The sequence below is a fragment of the Bacillus sp. REN3 genome (assembly GCF_017912555.1).
GTDB lineage: Bacteria > Bacillota > Bacilli > Bacillales > Cytobacillaceae > Mesobacillus.
In genome coordinates, this window is the sequence record NZ_JAERSD010000003.1 from 44202 (window position 1) to 61817 (window position 17616).

General features: G+C 48.2%; 17 protein-coding genes and 1 pseudogene. 16 read left to right on the top strand and 2 right to left on the bottom strand.

From position 1 onward, the window contains the following. Nucleotides 1–8 precede the first annotated feature (8 nt). Nucleotides 9–596, top strand: coding sequence for a hypothetical protein (locus JJQ88_RS03160; RefSeq protein WP_210364292.1), 588 nt, complete (start codon nt 9–11; stop codon nt 594–596). Nucleotides 597–847: 251 nt separating this feature from the next. Here JJQ88_RS03160 and JJQ88_RS03165 read toward each other — a convergent pair whose 3' ends face one another. Then, a complete protein-coding gene (locus tag JJQ88_RS03165; protein WP_210364293.1) occupies nt 848–2011 on the bottom strand; it encodes an MFS transporter in 1164 nt (387 codons plus the stop codon). A gap of 236 nt (nt 2012–2247) precedes the next feature. Here JJQ88_RS03165 and JJQ88_RS03170 point away from each other — a divergent pair, with 236 nt between their 5' ends. The 8 genes and pseudogenes from JJQ88_RS03170 to JJQ88_RS03205 all read left to right on the top strand — a co-directional run bounded on the left by JJQ88_RS03170 (nt 2248) and on the right by JJQ88_RS03205 (nt 8967). After that, complete coding sequence (locus tag JJQ88_RS03170; RefSeq protein WP_349237095.1) at nt 2248–2484, top strand: DUF2243 domain-containing protein; 237 nt, start codon at nt 2248–2250, stop codon at nt 2482–2484. 326 nt (nt 2485–2810) lie between these two features. Continuing rightward, complete coding sequence (locus tag JJQ88_RS03175; protein WP_210364295.1) at nt 2811–3989, top strand: NAD(P)/FAD-dependent oxidoreductase; 1179 nt, start codon at nt 2811–2813, stop codon at nt 3987–3989. A gap of 156 nt (nt 3990–4145) precedes the next feature. Continuing rightward, the gene (gene ypfJ, locus JJQ88_RS03180) at nt 4146–4991 is read left to right on the top strand and encodes a KPN_02809 family neutral zinc metallopeptidase (RefSeq protein ID WP_210364296.1); all 846 of its coding nucleotides are present in this window, start codon (nt 4146–4148) and stop codon (nt 4989–4991) included. 96 nt (nt 4992–5087) lie between these two features. Continuing rightward, nucleotides 5088–5588 (top strand): cupin domain-containing protein, encoded by a 501-nt coding sequence (locus JJQ88_RS03185; RefSeq protein ID WP_210364297.1) that lies wholly within the window; start codon nt 5088–5090, stop codon nt 5586–5588. A gap of 137 nt (nt 5589–5725) precedes the next feature. Beyond that, nucleotides 5726–7013, top strand: a pseudogene (locus tag JJQ88_RS03190) (MFS transporter). Nucleotides 7014–7082: 69 nt separating this feature from the next. Continuing rightward, nucleotides 7083–8072: an ornithine cyclodeaminase family protein gene (locus JJQ88_RS03195; protein ID WP_210364298.1), complete on the top strand. Its 990-nt coding sequence runs from the start codon at nt 7083–7085 to the stop codon at nt 8070–8072. A 150-nt stretch (nt 8073–8222) separates the two neighbouring features. Beyond that, the gene (locus tag JJQ88_RS03200) at nt 8223–8570 is read left to right on the top strand and encodes a DsrE/DsrF/DrsH-like family protein (protein WP_210364299.1); all 348 of its coding nucleotides are present in this window, start codon (nt 8223–8225) and stop codon (nt 8568–8570) included. 16 nt (nt 8571–8586) lie between these two features. Continuing rightward, nucleotides 8587–8967: a peroxiredoxin family protein gene (locus JJQ88_RS03205; protein ID WP_210364300.1), complete on the top strand. Its 381-nt coding sequence runs from the start codon at nt 8587–8589 to the stop codon at nt 8965–8967. A 219-nt stretch (nt 8968–9186) separates the two neighbouring features. On the opposite strand, the gene JJQ88_RS03210 is transcribed toward JJQ88_RS03205, so the two are convergent. Beyond that, entirely contained in the window at nt 9187–10431 is a 1245-nt protein-coding gene (locus JJQ88_RS03210; RefSeq protein ID WP_210364301.1) for a GGDEF domain-containing protein, read from the bottom strand. Between the two features lie 304 nt (nt 10432–10735). On the opposite strand from JJQ88_RS03210, the gene JJQ88_RS03215 reads away from it, so the two are divergent. The 7 genes from JJQ88_RS03215 (at nt 10736) to JJQ88_RS03245 (ending at nt 17565) form a co-directional block, all read left to right on the top strand. Next, entirely contained in the window at nt 10736–11605 is an 870-nt protein-coding gene (locus JJQ88_RS03215; RefSeq protein WP_210364302.1) for an SGNH/GDSL hydrolase family protein, read from the top strand. A 128-nt stretch (nt 11606–11733) separates the two neighbouring features. Further along, nucleotides 11734–12270, top strand: coding sequence for a sigma-70 family RNA polymerase sigma factor (locus JJQ88_RS03220; RefSeq protein ID WP_210364303.1), 537 nt, complete (start codon nt 11734–11736; stop codon nt 12268–12270). Beyond that, entirely contained in the window at nt 12248–13249 is a 1002-nt protein-coding gene (locus JJQ88_RS03225) for a DUF4179 domain-containing protein (protein WP_210364304.1), read from the top strand. The genes JJQ88_RS03220 and JJQ88_RS03225 overlap by 23 nt, the downstream gene beginning before the upstream one ends. Before the next feature lie 50 nt (nt 13250–13299). Continuing rightward, nucleotides 13300–13764, top strand: coding sequence for an HAD family hydrolase (locus tag JJQ88_RS03230; RefSeq protein WP_210364305.1), 465 nt, complete (start codon nt 13300–13302; stop codon nt 13762–13764). 505 nt (nt 13765–14269) lie between these two features. Then, nucleotides 14270–14962: a response regulator transcription factor gene (locus tag JJQ88_RS03235; protein ID WP_210364306.1), complete on the top strand. Its 693-nt coding sequence runs from the start codon at nt 14270–14272 to the stop codon at nt 14960–14962. Then, the gene (locus JJQ88_RS03240; RefSeq protein WP_210364307.1) at nt 14940–17159 is read left to right on the top strand and encodes a sensor histidine kinase; all 2220 of its coding nucleotides are present in this window, start codon (nt 14940–14942) and stop codon (nt 17157–17159) included. The genes JJQ88_RS03235 and JJQ88_RS03240 overlap by 23 nt, the downstream gene beginning before the upstream one ends. 49 nt (nt 17160–17208) lie before the next feature. After that, a complete protein-coding gene (locus JJQ88_RS03245) occupies nt 17209–17565 on the top strand; it encodes a hypothetical protein (protein WP_210364308.1) in 357 nt (118 codons plus the stop codon). Nucleotides 17566–17616: the final 51 nt, after the last annotated feature.

A 17616-nucleotide genomic window follows, 5' to 3' on the forward strand; every position in this document is an offset into this window, starting at 1 on the left:
GTGATGATATGAGCAGATCGGAAACAGGTGGAATCAAGCGAGGGCAGGCGATTTCATTCCGTGTTCCTTCAGATACACCGGATCATATTTTAAAGCACTTGCAAAAGCTCAAGGAAACAGAGCGCAGGAATTTTTCCAGCAAGATAGCCGAATTCGTGATGGAAGGCGTGGGCAGTTCCTATAAAAGGGAACGGGAAACCGTCACAATCCCCCTTCCGCATAAATTGACAAAATCACAGCGTGACTGGCTCAAGCATGAGCATTCCGAAGCACTGCTCGGAAGCATTGTCCATCATCTGCTGACAGACCCTATCCGTTCGACGGCGCTGCTTGCATCACTAAACAGCAAAGCAGTTGAAATCGATGACGCGCTGTACCTGCAAGAGGACTTGCCAGGAGAAGGAATGGACCTACAGGAGGCAGATGACCCGGTTGAAGAGACAGTCCTACCAGCAGCGCAGTCCTTGGACGACGACCTCGATTCACTTGACTGGGAATCAGCAAAACAATCGATGGCAGGAGAAGGACCGGAAGAAGAAAAAGAAGAGGATCTCGACAGCCTTCTTGGCGACTTCCTGGCTAGCATGAATAAATAAGCCGATTGGATAGCCGGATACGAAGATTGAGGCATAATTGTTCTTGACACTTCAAACATGAAATTGGCGGCGCCTGCTGCCGAACTTTCTCAATTCATAAACAAGGCCCCTTGGAGTTCCAAGGGGCCTTTTCATGTTGTATAAAAACTATATGTTCAAATGCACCGTTAACCCACTTTCCTTTTATCATGTGACTAAAAAGATCACAACAAGCATAAGGAAAAGCCTGGTCTTCTGATGTTCCATCCTATTTAGGCTGTCTCGAAGGAACGTGCTCTATAGACGCGATACAAAATAAGGGCAATTCCTGAAAGGATGATTCCTGAAATGTACGGAAGCCCAATTGCAATCGAGAACAGCCATCCGCCTAACGGAGGTCCGGCGATCCTGCCAAGGGAATCGAATGATGACAGCAGACCGGTCGTGCTTCCGTGGCCAGCGGCCGATTTTTTCGTTAATAGGGAAGAGACGCTTGGCCTGATGAGGCCGTTCCCTATCCCGAAGACCGTCAGGAATAAGGCGGCTGTTGTGAACCCGCTGGTCATTAAAATGAGAGCGAAGCCAATGGCCGAAATGACAATGCCCAGCTGGATCACGGCGCCTTCCCCCAATTTATGAGTCAGTCTGCCGACAAGTCCGCCTTGGACAATAGCCCCAGCTAGCCCCATGATCATGAAGATATAGCCGAGCTCTACGGTGCCCAGACGTGCTTTTTCAGCCGCAAAATAGGCAAAGGTTGCTTCAAGTCCGGCGAGGGACAGTGAAACGAATAATTGGAGGATGAACAAGGCTGTAACAGGGCCGCTGAATGCTTTCAGTAAAGAAGGGCTTCCTTCTCCGCGGCTGGCGCCACGTTGTTCAGCAGTAAGCGATTCCTTCAATACGAACAGGACGAGTAAAAAAGTGATCAAGGAAACTGCGCCGGCAAGATAGAATGGTGTGTTCAAGTTCGATTTGGCGAAGATCCCTCCAATCGCCGGACCGAAAATAAAACCGAGTCCGACGGAAGCTCCGATGATTCCCATTCCTTTCCCGCGATCTTCGTCAGATGTGATATCTGCCACGTATGCCATGACGGTAGGCATATTAGCAGCTGATAGGAATCCTCCAATGACCCTTGCGGCGAACAGCATCCAAAGTTCTGTAGACATAGCCATCAGGAAAAAGGAGATGGCCAATCCCAAAATACCGGTCATGATGATCGGTTTTCTGCCGACCCGATCGGAAATACGTCCCCACATTGGGGCGAATAAGAGCTGCATCAGGGAATATACCGCCATTAAAAGTCCTAATTCAGTAGGGGACGCTCCGAGTTCCTCGGCGTAAAAGGGCATGACAGGGATGATGATCCCGAATCCAACCATCACAAGAAACATGACTAAAAATAAAACAGGCAATGCCTTCTTTCTATCCATTTTTTTCACTCCAGATTCTGACTAAATAATAAAAATTATATCAGAAACTTCCTCCTTATACCTAAAAGAGAATCCTGAAAAAAACTGTCTTAAAGCTTTTCTCCTATATTCCCGTTAAAAAGCTTAGTGTGCCATCGATGCGGTAATACTCAAAAATAATAGAAATGCGGGAGAAGTTTTGAAAGGAGTCCAGGAATAAAGCGGAATTTTGTCAATACAGGCAGCATTGTTTTCGGATTCGGCTTCATGGCGCCATGGACGGCATCATTTTCCATCGGCTGCTTCAATGGCACAGTGTTATCATGCAGACGGACAGGGACGGGCAAATCGTAAGTGATGGAATGTTCCATTTTGGTGTCACGATTACGCTGGCCGTTGGCAGGATATTTTTATGGCTTGCTTGGAACCCGGCCGATCTATCCAGGGGCATCAAGCTGCTGGTTGGGAGATTTTTACTGGGCAACGGGCGTTGAGGGATTCATTAAACACCACCTCCTGCAAATCCATCAGGCCAAGCCGGGCGACCCAAATGCCATGATGGATGATTTGGCTTAGGTGTGTCTGTTTATAATGTCAACCAAGGGTCGATACCTGACCCTGTTTTCCTGATCAAGTTAAAGTGCCTGGCCCCTCGAGTCATAAGCCGTCCTGCTGTGGCGGCCTGGTGACCCTCCTCCTAGCAGTTCACCTTATGCCTGTCGGGGCTGATCAAGGCGATTGCGCTCTTTGTTCTTTTGAGTCTGCGTCAGAAGTTCGGTAAAATAGACAGCAAGAAATCTTTTGCGGAAAAGGTGTTTACATGAAAAAGTTCGTTGTGATCGGGGCTGGTATTTTAGGTGCTTCAGCCGCCTATCATTTGGCAAAGTCCGGGGCTGAGGTAGCCATCATCGACCGCCACGATAAGGGCCAGGCGACTGACGCGGCAGCGGGAATCATTGGCCCATGGCTGAGCCAGCGCAGGAATAAGGCCTGGTATGCGCTCGCGAAGGGGGGAGCCGCATATTATCCCATGCTCATCAAGGAATTGGAAGAAGATGGTGAAAGGGACACGGGTTATCAGCAGGTAGGAGCGATCAGCCTCCAAACGGATGAACTGAAGCTTAATAGAATGGAAGAACGAGCTTTCCAGAGGCTTGAGGATGCTCCGGAGATTGGCGAGATCAGCAGATTGACGGAAACAGGGACACGCAAACTCTTTCCTGTGCTGGCGGAAGAGTTTGCTTCGGTTCATATCACTGGGGCGGCACGAGTCAACGGCCGAAAACTGCGCCTTGCCCTCCTGAATGCGGCGAGGCGGCATGGCGCAAAAGTGATTCATGGCGATGCAAGGCTAGTCCGTGCCGAGGCAGGGGATGAAAGCAGTGATGATTTGGGGAAGGAAAAAAATATACCTATTGTTGTAATGGCCGGTGAAACAACTTTTCAGGCGGATTGCATCCTTGTCACGGCTGGTGCCTGGGCGCCTGAACTTCTTGCGCACCTCGGCGTTGAACTGAAAATTGTGCCCCAGAAAGCGCAAATCGCCCATCTCCAGCTTGAAGGGGTGGAAACGGACAACTGGCCTGTCGTCATGCCCCCTGGCAACCAGTACATTGTGGCCTTCGAGGGCGGCAGGGTGGTCATTGGCGCTACACACGAGGACGGTAAAGGTTTTGATCAGCGGATCACAGCTGGCGGTCTGTACGAAGTACTCGACAAGGCGTTAAAGGTTGCTCCAGGTTTGGCAGATGCCACATTTATTGAAGCCCGGACTGGCTTCCGCCCTGTCGCTCCAAATTTCCTGCCAATCATTGGACACGTCCCTGGCTTCGAAAATCTTTTTCTCGCAAATGGTTTGGGGGCATCAGGATTGACGGCAGGCCCTTTTCTTGGCTTGCAGCTCGCCAAGCTTGCTCTTGGCGAGGGAGCAGACATCGACCTAGCGTTATATCAGGTAACAGAAGCAATCGGAAAGGGATATTTCCCAGGTAATAGATAATGAAAGTGCATGCTGTAGTTCACAGCATGCACTTTTTTCTGGAGAGTGCAAGATTCCCTGACAAATATTAGAGGCATGCTTAGCGGAATGTATGGGTATAAGACTAAACATGAAACAGCTGGTGTTATGCTTAATATATTTCAGGGAGGAACCAGTATGCAATGGAAGGGAAGAAGAGGCAGCAGCAATGTTGAAGACCGCAGGGGGATGAGCAAGGGCATGCTTGCAGGCGGAGGAATTGGCGGGATCCTCTTGATTGTGATTATGACATTCCTTGGCGGTGGTGACCTGGGGGATGTAGTGAATAATATGTCAAACATGGGCAGCGAGACAGTGGCTCCTTATGAAGAGACCGGGCGGGAAAAAGAACTTGCGGAATTTGTGTCAGTTGTCCTGGCGGATACAGAGGAAGTCTGGACAAAGGTCTTTGAGGAGGAAGGGCTGGAGTACAAAGAGCCAACCCTTGTTTTATACTCTGGCAGTGTCCAATCGGCCTGTGGGGTTGCGGGATCGTCGGTCGGTCCATTTTATTGCCCGGGTGACCAGAAGCTTTATATTGATTTAAGCTTCTATGAAGAGCTGAAAAATAAATTCAAGGCGCCAGGCGATTTTGCGATGGCGTATGTGGTGGCGCATGAAGTAGGCCACCACGTGCAGACGTTGCTTGGGACAAGCGATAAATTGCACTCGATGAGGCAGCGGCTGAGTGAAACAGAATACAATAAATACCAGGTGCGCTTCGAATTACAGGCAGATTACCTTGCCGGTGTCTGGGCGCATCATGCCCAGGGAATGGGTGTCGTTGAAGAAGGAGACCTTGAAGAGGCCTTGAATGCGGCGAGCGCTGTAGGCGATGATACAATCCAGAAACGGACCCAGGGTTATGTCTTGCCCGAAAGCTTTACACATGGAACGTCAGAACAAAGGAAGAACTGGTTTTACAAAGGATTTAAAGCCGGAAATTTAAAAGAGGGAGATACGTTTAATTCAAGCGGATTTTGAGGTACAGGTAAGTAGGAGCTTTTAGGCTTTGCCATCTTAAATGAATTTGGGGATGGTACCATTTCTATTATGCAAGAGGAAAGGAGCAGATTCGCAATGGGAACGCAAATCCGATCATTTTTTCTTGATGACAGAGGAGATATCCCGAATAATCCTGATTTGCCGGTCATCGTATACGAAGGCGTGTTCAGAGATCAACTGGATATGGAACCGCAATTTGAGCAGCACAACTGGACCGGAATCTGGACGGGAGATATCTATGACTACCACCATTACCACACCAATACCCATGAAGTCTTGGGTGTAAAAGCAGGGTCAGTCACGGTCCTTGTCGGTGGGGACGATGGACAGCGGTTAGAACTGAGGGCCGGGGACGTTGTTGTCTTCCCTGCGGGAACAGGACACAAAAAGCTTGATAGCAGCCAGGATTTCGAAGTTGTAGGGGCTTATCCGGATGGAAGGACACCAGACTTGAAGGAAAAAGATCCTGGCAAGCGGGCACAGGCAGTGAATCAAATCCAGAATGTACCTGTTCCGAACACTGACCCTGTCTATGGGGAAGATGGGCCATTGCTTCACAAATGGGTAAAAAAATGACTGACAGACAGGGATGCAGAAACATACCTGTCTTTTTTTTTGTGCGGATTATGCAGAAATATCTAAATAATCAAAAAGTATGATTGTGTGATTGTTCCCTTGTTTGCTATCATATGGGGCAAGGACAAAGGGGGGGAATGATGGAGAAATTATCGAAAAAAGTGCTTATTGCCAGCCTTATTGGAAGTTCAATCGAATGGTTCGACTATTTCCTTTATGGTACTGTGGCGGCGTTAGTATTCAACCAGGTTATTTTCCCTAGTGATGATCCCGCAGTCGGGCTGATGCTTGCCTATGCTTCTTTTGCATTGGCATTTTTCATCCGTCCTATTGGCGGCGTGATTTTCAGCCATATCGGGGATCGGATCGGCAGGAAGAAGACACTCGTCCTCACTTTGACCCTCATGGGAGGAGCGACTGTCTTGATGGGTTTCCTGCCTACGTATGAAGCGATTGGCATCGCTGCCCCTATCCTATTGATCACGTTGCGGCTGGTCCAGGGGGGTAGGGCTTGGCGGAGAATGGGGCGGGGCACTTCTGTTAGCGGTTGAATACGCTCCGAAGGAAAAGAGGGGTTTATTTGGAAGCATCCCGCAAATGGGCGTAACCATTGGGATGCTGCTTGGGACGCTGGCATTGTCGCTCATGACGCTGCTGCCGGATGAGCAATTCATGACGTGGGGCTGGCGTGTGCCATTCATCCTGAGCGCGTTCCTGGTTTTATTCGGATTATGGGTCCGCAAAGGCATCGACGAAACCCCATCCTTCAAGAAAGCCCAGGAAAAAGGGGAAATCGCGAAAATTCCTTTCCTTGAAACTATGCGGACGCATTGGAAGGAAGTCTTGATTGCCGTGGGAGCGAAAGTGGTCGAGACGGCACCATTCTACATATTTTCAACCTTCATCGTTTCCTATGCCACGACACAGCTTGGTTTCTCCCGGACGGTCACATTGAACGCCGTCACACTTGCGACGGTCATCACGACCATTCTCATTCCCGTCATGGGCAATCTTTCTGACAAAATAGGCCGCAAAAAATTGTATGTCGGCGGCACGTTCCTGATGATCCTGTATGCCTTCCCTTATTTCTGGCTGCTGGATCAAAAATCGGAAGCATTGCTGATTGTGGCAACGATCATTGGACTCGGCATCATCTGGGCACCGATTACAGCCGTTCTGGGAACGATGTTCTCGGAAATCTTCAAATCGAATGTACGCTATACAGGAATTTCATTAGGCTATCAAATTGGCGCCGCCCTGGCAGGCGGAACAGCACCGCTAGTCGCCACGGCCCTTTTAACCGCGTATGATGATTCCTATGTACCGGTGGCATTGTATATCATCCTGACCTCCTTTGTATCGTTGATTGCAGTCGCAGCAGTCCGCGATCGTAAAAATGAGGAGCTTGATACAGAAGCGGCCTGAAAGAAATAAGAAAGAAACCAATAAAGGGATCGCGCCTTGCGATTCCTTTTTGTCGGGAGGCAATAAATGATGATCATCCTATCAGAAAACCAGATAAAAGAAATTTACTCTATGAAGGACGCAATCGAGGATTTGGAAAAAGCCCTTGTTTGGAATACTGAAGGGGAAATTGCCAATCCGCACCGTACCGTCTTCGATTATCCAGCGAAAAAAGCCTCGGCCTTATACATGCCGAGCTCAATCGGACCCATACGGAAATCGGCCGTCAAGGTAGTGACGATTTTTCCAGAGAACCCTTCTTATGGGAAGAAAACAACCCAGGGGGTCATATTATTAACGGATACGGAAAATGGAGACCACCTCGCATGCATCAATGCTTCCTACCTGACGAGGCTGAGGACCGGGGCAGCCAGCGCCATCGCGGCCGACTATCTCGCAAGGAAAGCAGCTTCATCCGTGGCGGTGATTGGCTGCGGGGCCATGGCTGAGGAACAGCTCAAGGGAGTAATGGAGGTGAGGAAAATCGATTCCATCTTGCTCTATAACAGGACAGAGGCAAAAGCAAGGAACTTCGCTGGGAAAATTGGACAATGGCATCCAGAATTCAGCGGGGAAATAACAATTGAAAAGGACGCGAATGACGCTGTTTCAAAAGCGGATATGGTCATTTGCAGCACACGCTCGGAAACTCCTGTCTTCTCAGGTGAAGCACTGAAGCAAGGTGCACATATTAACGGCGTGGGATCCTACTTGCCCCATATGCAAGAGGTAGATGAAACGACAGTGTTGAAAGCTGGAAAGATTGTTGTGGATACTGTCCAGGGAGCAAAGGAAGAAGCAGGTGACCTCCTTGTTCCAGCCAATGCTGGAAGGTGGGATTTTTCCAGCCTGCACGGAGAGCTTGGAGAAATGGTATCCAGGCAAATTCCGGGCAGGGAGGATGAAACGGAAATCACCTTTTTTAAATCGGTTGGAACAGCTTATTTCGACTTGGCTGTGGCAGCTTCCGTATATGAAAAAGCAGTCAAAGCTGGAGCAGGGACCCAGGTTGAAATGTAATGGAAAAGAGAGTGGCGGTTGAGATTTCAACCGTTTATTTTTTGTTTTAAAAAATACCCATATAGGTATATAATGAAAGAAGAATGGAATGGATATATTCCGTGCTGGAAAAACTGTTTAGTTGTATACCTCGCAAAAGGAGGGATGGCAATGGCAAGAAAGAAGATCGTCTATTTTGTTACCTTGAGTTCCAACGTGCCATACGTGCTGAAAAAAGCGATCGAAAATGCCGAACAGCAAGAGGAAGTATCGATTTTCTTCGACCTTGACGGCGCAAGGGTGCTCGATAAAAGGTATTTGAAGGTGATGGAGCGGACCCATAACATGGATCTGGCTGAATGGATGAGGAAGGCACTCGAGATCGGCATCAGATTTTATGGCTGCCAGATGAATGTCCTGATCGCTGATGGCCTTGAAATGGTAGAAGGAGCGGAATTGGCAGGCGTTGCGACATTCCTGGCCGAAGCATATGGCGCAGATGCCGTCTTAAGCTATTGATGGAGGTGGTTTGTTCATGGCTGGAAGAAAAGTGGTTGTCCTTGCTCTTCATGATGAAATGGAATCAGCGTATCCTCCGCTGAATATTGCAGTTGGCGCTGCATCCTCAGGGGCGGAAGTCATCCTCGCATTCTCGGGCAAAGGGGTAAACATCCTGGATAGGAGGTATGTCCCCGTCCCATCAAGGGACATTGAATACTTATCGGGTGCCCTTGAGAAGTTTGGGGTCGCAACTGTCCATGAAATGCTTGGCCTGGCAGTGGAGCTTGGTGTCGAGCTGTATGCTGTCGACATTGAAAAGGAAGGCACAATCGATTTTTTATACCCTGCCGAACAGGTTCCAACTAAATGGATCCTGAATGAAGCAGCGGCAGCAGACTTGTTCATGCATTTTTAATAAAAGGCTACTTGACAGAACAGTGTTGATTTGTGGCTATTTGTTGGTTTAGAGCGGAAGGGGCTAAGACACCGGGGGGAAGTAAGAGGCAGCGGGGAGGCCTAGGAGGCGCCAAGCGCCCAGCAGGCTCCAAGCGCCCAGCAGACTCCCTGTAACGACCGCTAGAAATCACCAATCAAATCGAACACAGCCCAATAAAAAGAAGAGACAGGGGACTGTCTATCCAATCTGGATGGCTGTTTCTTCTATGAACGTCAGTTTGTTCTTTCCCAGATCCTTCGATTGGAGCAGCAGCTGGTCTGCATAGATATATCCTTTATCCATTGTAATCTGCTCGTTGACTTTGAAGAAATAAAGTCCGAAGGAGGCAGTGACCGATACGGAGTGGCTCCTTGACTGATAATCCACTACAGCGGCGCTCTGTTCGATTCCAAGGCGGATCCTTTCCACGAGATCGATTGTTTCATCGACGGACTTATTCCTAAGGAATAGTGTGAATTCTTCCCCTCCGCTGCGGAATATATAATCATCCTTTGATAAATAAGCCTTCAAGGTTTCTGCGAAATGCTGGATCACTCTGTCGCCGACAGCATGATTATAGGAATCATTGATGCTTTTGAAATCGTCGATATCAATAACGGCAATGCCGAGTCTCTCGCCGGATTGATTCAGTTCCGACATTTTCAAGTCCATGAGGGCTCGGTTCGCGACACCTGTCAGGAAGTCTGTATAGGCCATTTGCTCGAACTTGTCCCGTTCGATTTTGTGCTGGATAGACTGTGATTTAGAATGGAAGGAACGGCTGACGAGATAATTCAAGATGAACAGGCTGATCATCATTTCCCATTTCTGCTCCTGGAGGAAAAGCAGAAGAAGGCCGTTCGTGAAAGCGGTCTTGCCAAGGTCAAGGATGTTGTTGCTTTCCTTGAAAAACCGAATCGCCTGGCGGACCGTCTTGATTTCTCCCATGATGTAAAAAGCTGTGGACAGGAAGGTATAGGAAATCATCATCGTGGCGACAGCCAACAGGAATATCAGCACCCAGAATCCAAAAGGGAAGCGATCGAAAAAAGGGTGTAACAGGCCGTATAAGAAAAACGCCGCAGAGTAGATCAGTGCATGGGCACCTATATTATAAAAAGTATCGAAAAATTCATCATTATCGGCTGTTTTGGACTTTTTCCGTGAAAAATAAACCATGAAACGGAAAACGGCCTCGAAAATAAACAGCCCCAGAGGGCCGGCAAATATCCCAAAAGACAAACTGTAATTGATTCCATAATCAAATTTCACCGTCCCGCTTTGCGCGGTGATCCTCAAATGGTTATACAGCAATGAAAAGAACCAATAGATGAACAAAGCGGTGAATAAGATTTTTTTCTCGATGGGTAAAGCGCCTGATCCAAAAGCCACAGCAATCGATGCGAAAAACAATGAAAAATCAAAAAGCCTAGCTTTCAGCATAGGTATTTATTCCCCTTTCCCAATCTCTACCGTTAATATTATCCTAAAATCACGGCATGTGGCAAAGCAATTTTTAGAATTTTTCGTATCATCCCACTAATTGGCGGCGTATGATAAGTACTGGGCTCTTTACAAAAGTTTTTTCAGGAAAACAGAAAAGGAAATTAATGTGTTAATGTCGAATATTCTTTAGTAAACGTCGAATCTCCTTTATAGGAGCATGGCAGCCTTTTTATAGCATAAGGGATACGCCCGTCGCGGAACCCCTTTGAACAGAGACAAAAATAAGGAAGGGGGCTGGAGTATGGAACTGCTTTATGGCGTGTCCGCTGTATTTTTGCTGGTCATGCTGGCCGGCATAGGGTTATTCCACAAGCGGAAGAGAAGAATGAATGAGCTGACAGCCACTAATCCGGAAGCTTTTTTACAGGATGGGCTCCGCCAGGAAGGGAAGAGGCTAGTCGCGGTTATTGGCGGAGATTTCGTGCATGGAACGATCAGCTACAATTTTGTCGAGGACGCTGCCAGGAGGAAGGATTGCCAGCACTATCAATTCATGAACGCCGGCATCAATGGCAGCACGGTCCGCGATGTGCTGGCGCGCTTGGATGCGGTCATCATGGCTCAGCCTGAAGCCGCCATTATCCTGGTCGGTATGAACGATGCGGCAGTGAAAATAGCGCCTTATATGGCGAAGAAACAGAATCATGAACCAAAGGAATTGCCTCCGCTGATTGCCTATGAACAAGACCTTGCCCGGATCGTGAGCCGTTTGAAGACGGAAACGTCTGCCCGCATCGCTTTGCTGTCCCTCCCGATTGCCGGGGAAAACCTATTTTCCAAAGCTAATAGAGAAATTGACCAGTACAACGAAGTCATCAAAAAGGTGGCTGAAACGAACAATGTTTCCTACCTGCCGCTCAATGAAAAGCTGAAGGCCCACTTGAAGGGCAAGAGGCATACAAGAGGCCGGCCACTTCCGGAGGACTTGAAGCTATACAAGAAAGCGGTTGTCCAGCATTTCGTCTACGGCCACAGCCTTGACCGGATTTCACGCGGGAACGGCTACCTGCTGCTGACCGATGGCATCCATCTGAATAGCATCGCAGGGATGAAAGCAGCCCGCCAAATCGAGCTTTTCCTGAAAAAAAGCGAATTGAAAGCAACCCAATGAAAAGGATACTGCAGCAGATGGCAGTATCCTTTTCATTGGGTTGTGGTATGGATCAGATGAATTTTTTGGCGGCAACATGAAACTTTTTCATCATGGCGTTTCTCTAAGGGATGAAAGGGGGGCAGCGAATGGATGAAATAAAGCTTGTAAGGAGAGCGATGAAAGGAAATGGCAGGGCATTTGAGCAGCTGTTGGTTTTACATAGTGACCGGCTGTACCGGACTGCTTTTTTGTATGCAGGAAACAGGGAGGATGCCCTCGATATCGTTCAGGAAACGGCCTGTAAAGGTTTTATGGCGATTGGACAGTTAAAGAATGAACAGTACTTTTTGACATGGCTGACACGGATCATGATTCATTCTGCGTATGATGTGCTGAAGAAACGGAAACATGAGCTGCCGGTGGAAAAATTGAGCGATTTTCCTTGCGATGATAAAAACTTGATCGCTGAAAATCTTGATTTGCTCGAGGCGGTCGCCGGGTTGAAGGAGCAGCACCGTACTGCGATTATCCTGTTCTACTATCAGGATCTGCCAATCTGCGAAATCGCAGGTGTGATGGGAGTGCCAGAAAATACTGTTAAAACGTATCTGCAGCGGGGCAGGAAGGAATTGAAAAGTAAATTGGAAGGGAAGGACGGCAATGGAAAAGAATGCGTTTCATGAAGAGGCCGGAAAAATTGACGTTCCAAAAGAAGATGTCATGAAAGCCATCCAGACCGGGATCAGGAAGGGAGCGGCCAGCTCATGGCGGGCAAAACGCAAAAAGCGTATCAAAGTTTTCTCGATATCTGCAGCTGCCATTATCGCCTTGTTTTTCTCAGGATTCATTTTTCCTGTGGTATCACATGTAATGGCTGACATTCCGTTTTTGGCAAAGTTGTATGAACACGATCAGGTAGCAACAAGCCTTGAGTCCCAAAGGCTGATTACAAAACTGGACGAAAAAGCAAGCTATGGCGGTGTGGATGTTACAGTCACGGATGCTTATTATGACGGTGCCATGATCGGTGTCACCTTTGATGTAAAAGGAGACATGGGGGACAGCAAAGAGATGTATGCGTTCTATGAAATTTTCCATGCCGATCCACATATCCAGGAAACGAAGGAATTGGTCAAGCTGCTGCCAATCGATGGCGGCTATAAGGGACATATCCAGTTAAGCTATCCAAGGGGCGGGCTGCCAGCCGAAACCACCCTGCCGTTGAAATTCCTCGAGATCGGTAAAATCGGGGCCAGATGGAAAGAGGCAGAAGGGAAGTGGAATTTCGATGTCCCACTCAAGCAATTGCCGCATGAAACAATCCTGCTTGGGGAGGAAAGCAGGATGGATGGCTATAAGGTGAAGCTGGAAAAGCGGATTGACGGGAAATCATCTTCAGCTTTGGAATATTCCATATCCTATCCGGCAGCAGGGAAACACGATTCTGTCCGATTGGAATTGTTTAATGACAAGGGCAAGCAGCTGATTGGCGGCACATCGGATTCTAAAATTGGCAAGAAAACGGAGAATGGCATGGTTTTGGAAAGAAGAAGGCTGACGATTCCCTGGTCATTGGAAGGGAATTTCATCAAAATCCAGCCGATATTATACAAAGGGGAAAACGGAAAGGTTGACTTTGAGCCCATTGTGGTACACCTTTAAAAAAGAGGCTGGGCGCCTTTATCCTGACTAATTTATCGGAGGAACCCATCATGCTGACTATCGCTGTACCGGGACGTGGCAGGTTTGCCATTGAACATCTTGTGCTGGATTTTAATGGGACGATCGCTGTGGATGGCGAGCTGATCCAAGGTGTAGAGGAAAGGGTCCGCTTTTTAAGCAAGGAGCTGACTGTCCATGTCATCACCGCGGATACGAACGGAAGCGTCGTGAAGCAATGCAGCGACTTGCCTGTCTCCGTCAAGATCCTGGAGTCTTCGGATCATACGGAGGAGAAAAGCGAATTTGCCAGCCGGCTAAAAGGAGTTGTCTGTTTCGGCAACGGTGCCAATGACGCGGCGATGTTCGAACAGTCCGATCTTGCGATTGCCGTCATGGGAAACGAAGGCTGTGCGGCCGTGACGCTGATGAAAAGCGATCTTGTTGTGCAAACCATCAATGACGGCCTGGACTTGCTCCTCAAACCGAATCGGCTGATCGCTAGCTTAAGAAAATAACCGTACCGGTGACGGACATCTATCAAACTGTGAAAAAAGAAGTTGTTTTTCGGCAGGATCAGCCTCATCTACACAGCGTGGGGCTGATATCTGTTATTCAGCTTCATCAGTAAAAGCTCTGGGGAAATAATTGCCTAGCTTGTGGTTGATCAATTCGCCGCAGGCTTTTTTGTATTTCTTGACCAAACAGGAGTTTCTATCGAACGGTTTTTTCCAGCCTCATTCCCCAGCCGGTGTTGCCCTCGAAATGGCTTGCTTACAGCTGCAGACAGCATGCAGTCTGAAGTGATACCAGCCACAGCTTAAAAAGCAGCATTGCCGCTGAAAACCACCATACAACTTTTCGAAATTCTTTCATCTATCATTCCCGTCCATAAGAAGGTTTTTCACTATATAATAGATTCACACACCACTTGATCAATATTAAGAAAGTCTTAAGATTTATCCTAAGTGAATGTTAAGGTTCACAGTCTACAATGGACATTGTCAGGGAGGGGGCATGGAGATGGAGCAATACAACGTCCTGGTCGTTGATGATGAAAAAGAAATCCGCGACGCGATCGAGATTTATTTAAAAAATGAAGGAATAAAAGTCATCAAGGCGGCGGACGGGATTGAAGCGATCGAAAGGCTCAATGAGCAGCCGGTCCATCTGATCCTCCTCGATGTGATGATGCCGCGCCAGGATGGCATTACGACGACATTCCGGATTCGTGAGGATAGGAATATACCAATCATCATATTGAGCGCCAAAAGCGAAGATACTGACAAAATTCTCGGGCTCCAGGTTGGTGCCGATGATTATGTGACGAAGCCGTTCAATCCGCTTGAATTGATCGCAAGGGTGAAATCGCAGCTCAGACGCTATATCACTCTTGGCACCTACGAAGGGAAGAACAAAGCGATCGACCTGAACGGGCTGACGCTTGACCAGTCATCGAAAGAAGTCACGGCACATGGCGAGCCTGTCAAGCTGACGCCAATCGAGTATCGGATCCTTGAGCTGCTGATGACGAACGCCGGAAGAGTATTTTCAATCAATGATATATACGAACGTGTATGGAAAGAGCCGAGCTACAATGCCGAGAACACGGTCGCTGTCCATATCCGCAAGATCCGTGAAAAAATAGAGATCGATCCAAAGAATCCAAGGTTTTTAAAGGTGGTGTGGGGCATTGGCTATAAAATCGAAAAGTAGGCTCCGGTTTATCATATGGACGATTTTGATTGCCTTTGGTTTGAGCGGTATGATGGCCATCCTGACTAGAGGCAGCAATTATTTGCAGCAGGATTATTTCAAATCGGAGGAATATGGCTACAGGATCGACCAATTTGTCTCCCTGCTGTATGTCTTTGAATTAAATGATTTGACCGCCGAAGAAATGAAAAAGGAAATTGTTGTTTCAAGCGAAGAAATAGAAGAGCATCGCACACGCTACGGGAATCTTGGAGACCAGATATCAAGTATTGGGCTACAGTATGATCAACAAATCCAGGATGCCATCGATTCAGGCAACAATGCTGTCAAAGAAGCGTTGATAAATGAAAGGGACAAGAAAATCGCGGATATTACCGAGAACTTTAACAGCGATGAGCACGTGCGGGCAAAGATTATCAAGGAAAAGGAAAGGAAAGTAGATGAGTTTTTCCAGGATCTGCAGCAATATCGGCGTGATTACGCCATTCATGATAAAGCATTCAAATTTTACTTGAAAGATGAGGATGGGAAGATCTTTACGAACCTGGACATGGATGGCAAGTCCCCGGCCGATTTTTTTAATCAAAAAGAAATGTACCATATCCACGATTATTCAGATCTTCAGCAGCAATCTGTTTCCGGTAATTTCGAGGGATACATGCTTTACAATGAAGTGGCCGAACAAATTCTGAACAAGCAAAACAAGGAATTCACCGGGGAGATCGGCGTCGCGAAAAGCACGCCGCTTAAGAATCCCTTGATGCAGGAATATAAGGAATATCAAAAAATGAGGATTCTCCTGATTGCTTACACGATTGCCAGTGTTGCAGCCCTGCTGGCAGGATATGTAATGGCCAGGAGGAAACCAGTTATCGCATTTGCCGGCTTGGAAAAATGGCAATCACGCTATGATAGGATCCCGATTGACATCAGGGCAGCCATCCTGCTGGCGTCCGGATTGGTGTTGGCGCTGGCTCTTACGCTCCTTAGTGAACAATTCATCTACTTTAATCAGAGTATCATCAATACCGTTGTTGAGTTGGGATCCGCCTTATTTGTTTCTGCTGTGATGCTGTCCTTGATCATGATCCAGGTGAAATTTTTCGCGGACTATCGCAATGATTGGTTAAAGCTGCAAACGGACTGGCGAAAGAGCATAACGTACAAATTGTACGATGCCGCAAAGCTGGCTTTTCTGAACACAAGCATTGGCACACAGCTTGTGCTGCTGCTCGGGATCGTTTTCTTCCTTGGCGGCTTGGCTGCTGGTGTGCTGATCGAACCAATGTTCATCCTTGTTTTTGGGACAGCGTTCTTGCTTCTTGGCATGCCTGTGTTATACCTTATTTTCAAGAAAGCAGGCTATTTCAACCAGATTGTCGACAATGCACAGGAGCTGGCGGCCGGGAAAATGGGGACCGACCTCAAGGTGAAAGGCAGGTCCATACTCGCCAGGCATGCGGCCGATGTCAACACATTGCGGCACGCAGTGAAGACCTCGTACCGTGAACAAGCGAAGAGCGAACGCTTGAAGACGGAGCTGATCACAAATGTCAGCCATGACCTGCGGACGCCTCTCACCTCGATCATTACGTATACAGAGCTATTGAAAACGCCGGACTTGGCTGTGGAGGACCGCAACGCCTACGTTGAGATCATTGACCGCAAATCGAAGCGGCTGAAGGTATTGATCGATGATTTATTCGAAGCAAGCAAGATGGCAAGCGGCAGCATTGAGCTCAATAAGGAGAAGGTCGATTTGAACCAGCTCCTGCAGCAAGCGCTGGCCGAATACAACGAAGCATTGGCCGAATCATCGCTCCAGCTCCGCGTATCACAGCCAGAACAGCCTGTCTACGCGTTTGTCGATGGCCAGAAGATTTGGCGCGTCTTCGATAACCTGATCGGCAACATCCTGAAGTACTCGCTTGAACAAACACGTGTCTATATCTCTGTTAAATCCGAGCAGGACAAAGCGTTACTGGTTTTTAAAAATGTCACAAAATACGAGCTGGGTGAAGACCTCGAGGAACTGTTCGAACGCTTCAAACGCGGCGACCAGTCGCGCCATACAGAAGGTTCCGGCCTCGGCCTTGCGATTGCGAAGTCCATCGTCGATCTTCACGATGGCTCGCTCGATATCGAAATAGACGGTGACCTGTTCAAAGTGACAGTCAAGCTTGAAAAAATGGAATAAATCCCATCCCCTGCAGAAACTGCAGGGGATTTTTTGAGTGTAACCAGCATTGGGGACAGTCTGGGTTCCTGAAAAAAGCGGCAAGCGGCCATTTGAATGGGTGAAGGAATTCGGATGGACTAAACAAAGGAAAGCCCACGGCGGTGCGACAAATGGTGGGTCAGCCAAGGAAAGTCCACGGCGGTGCGGCAATGGTGGGTCAGCCAAGGGAAATCCACGGCGGTGCGGCAAATGGTGGGTCAGCCAAGGAAAGTCCATGGCGGTGCAGCAAATGGTGGTGCAGGTAAGGAATGCCCACGGCGGTGCAGCAAATGGTGGTGCAGGTAAGGAATGCCCACGTGGTGCGGCAAATGGTGGTGCAGCCAAAGAATGCCCACGGCGGTGCAGCAAATGGTGGTGCAGGTAAGGAAAGTCCATGGCGGTGCAGCAAATGGTGGTGTAGGTAAGGAAAGTCCAC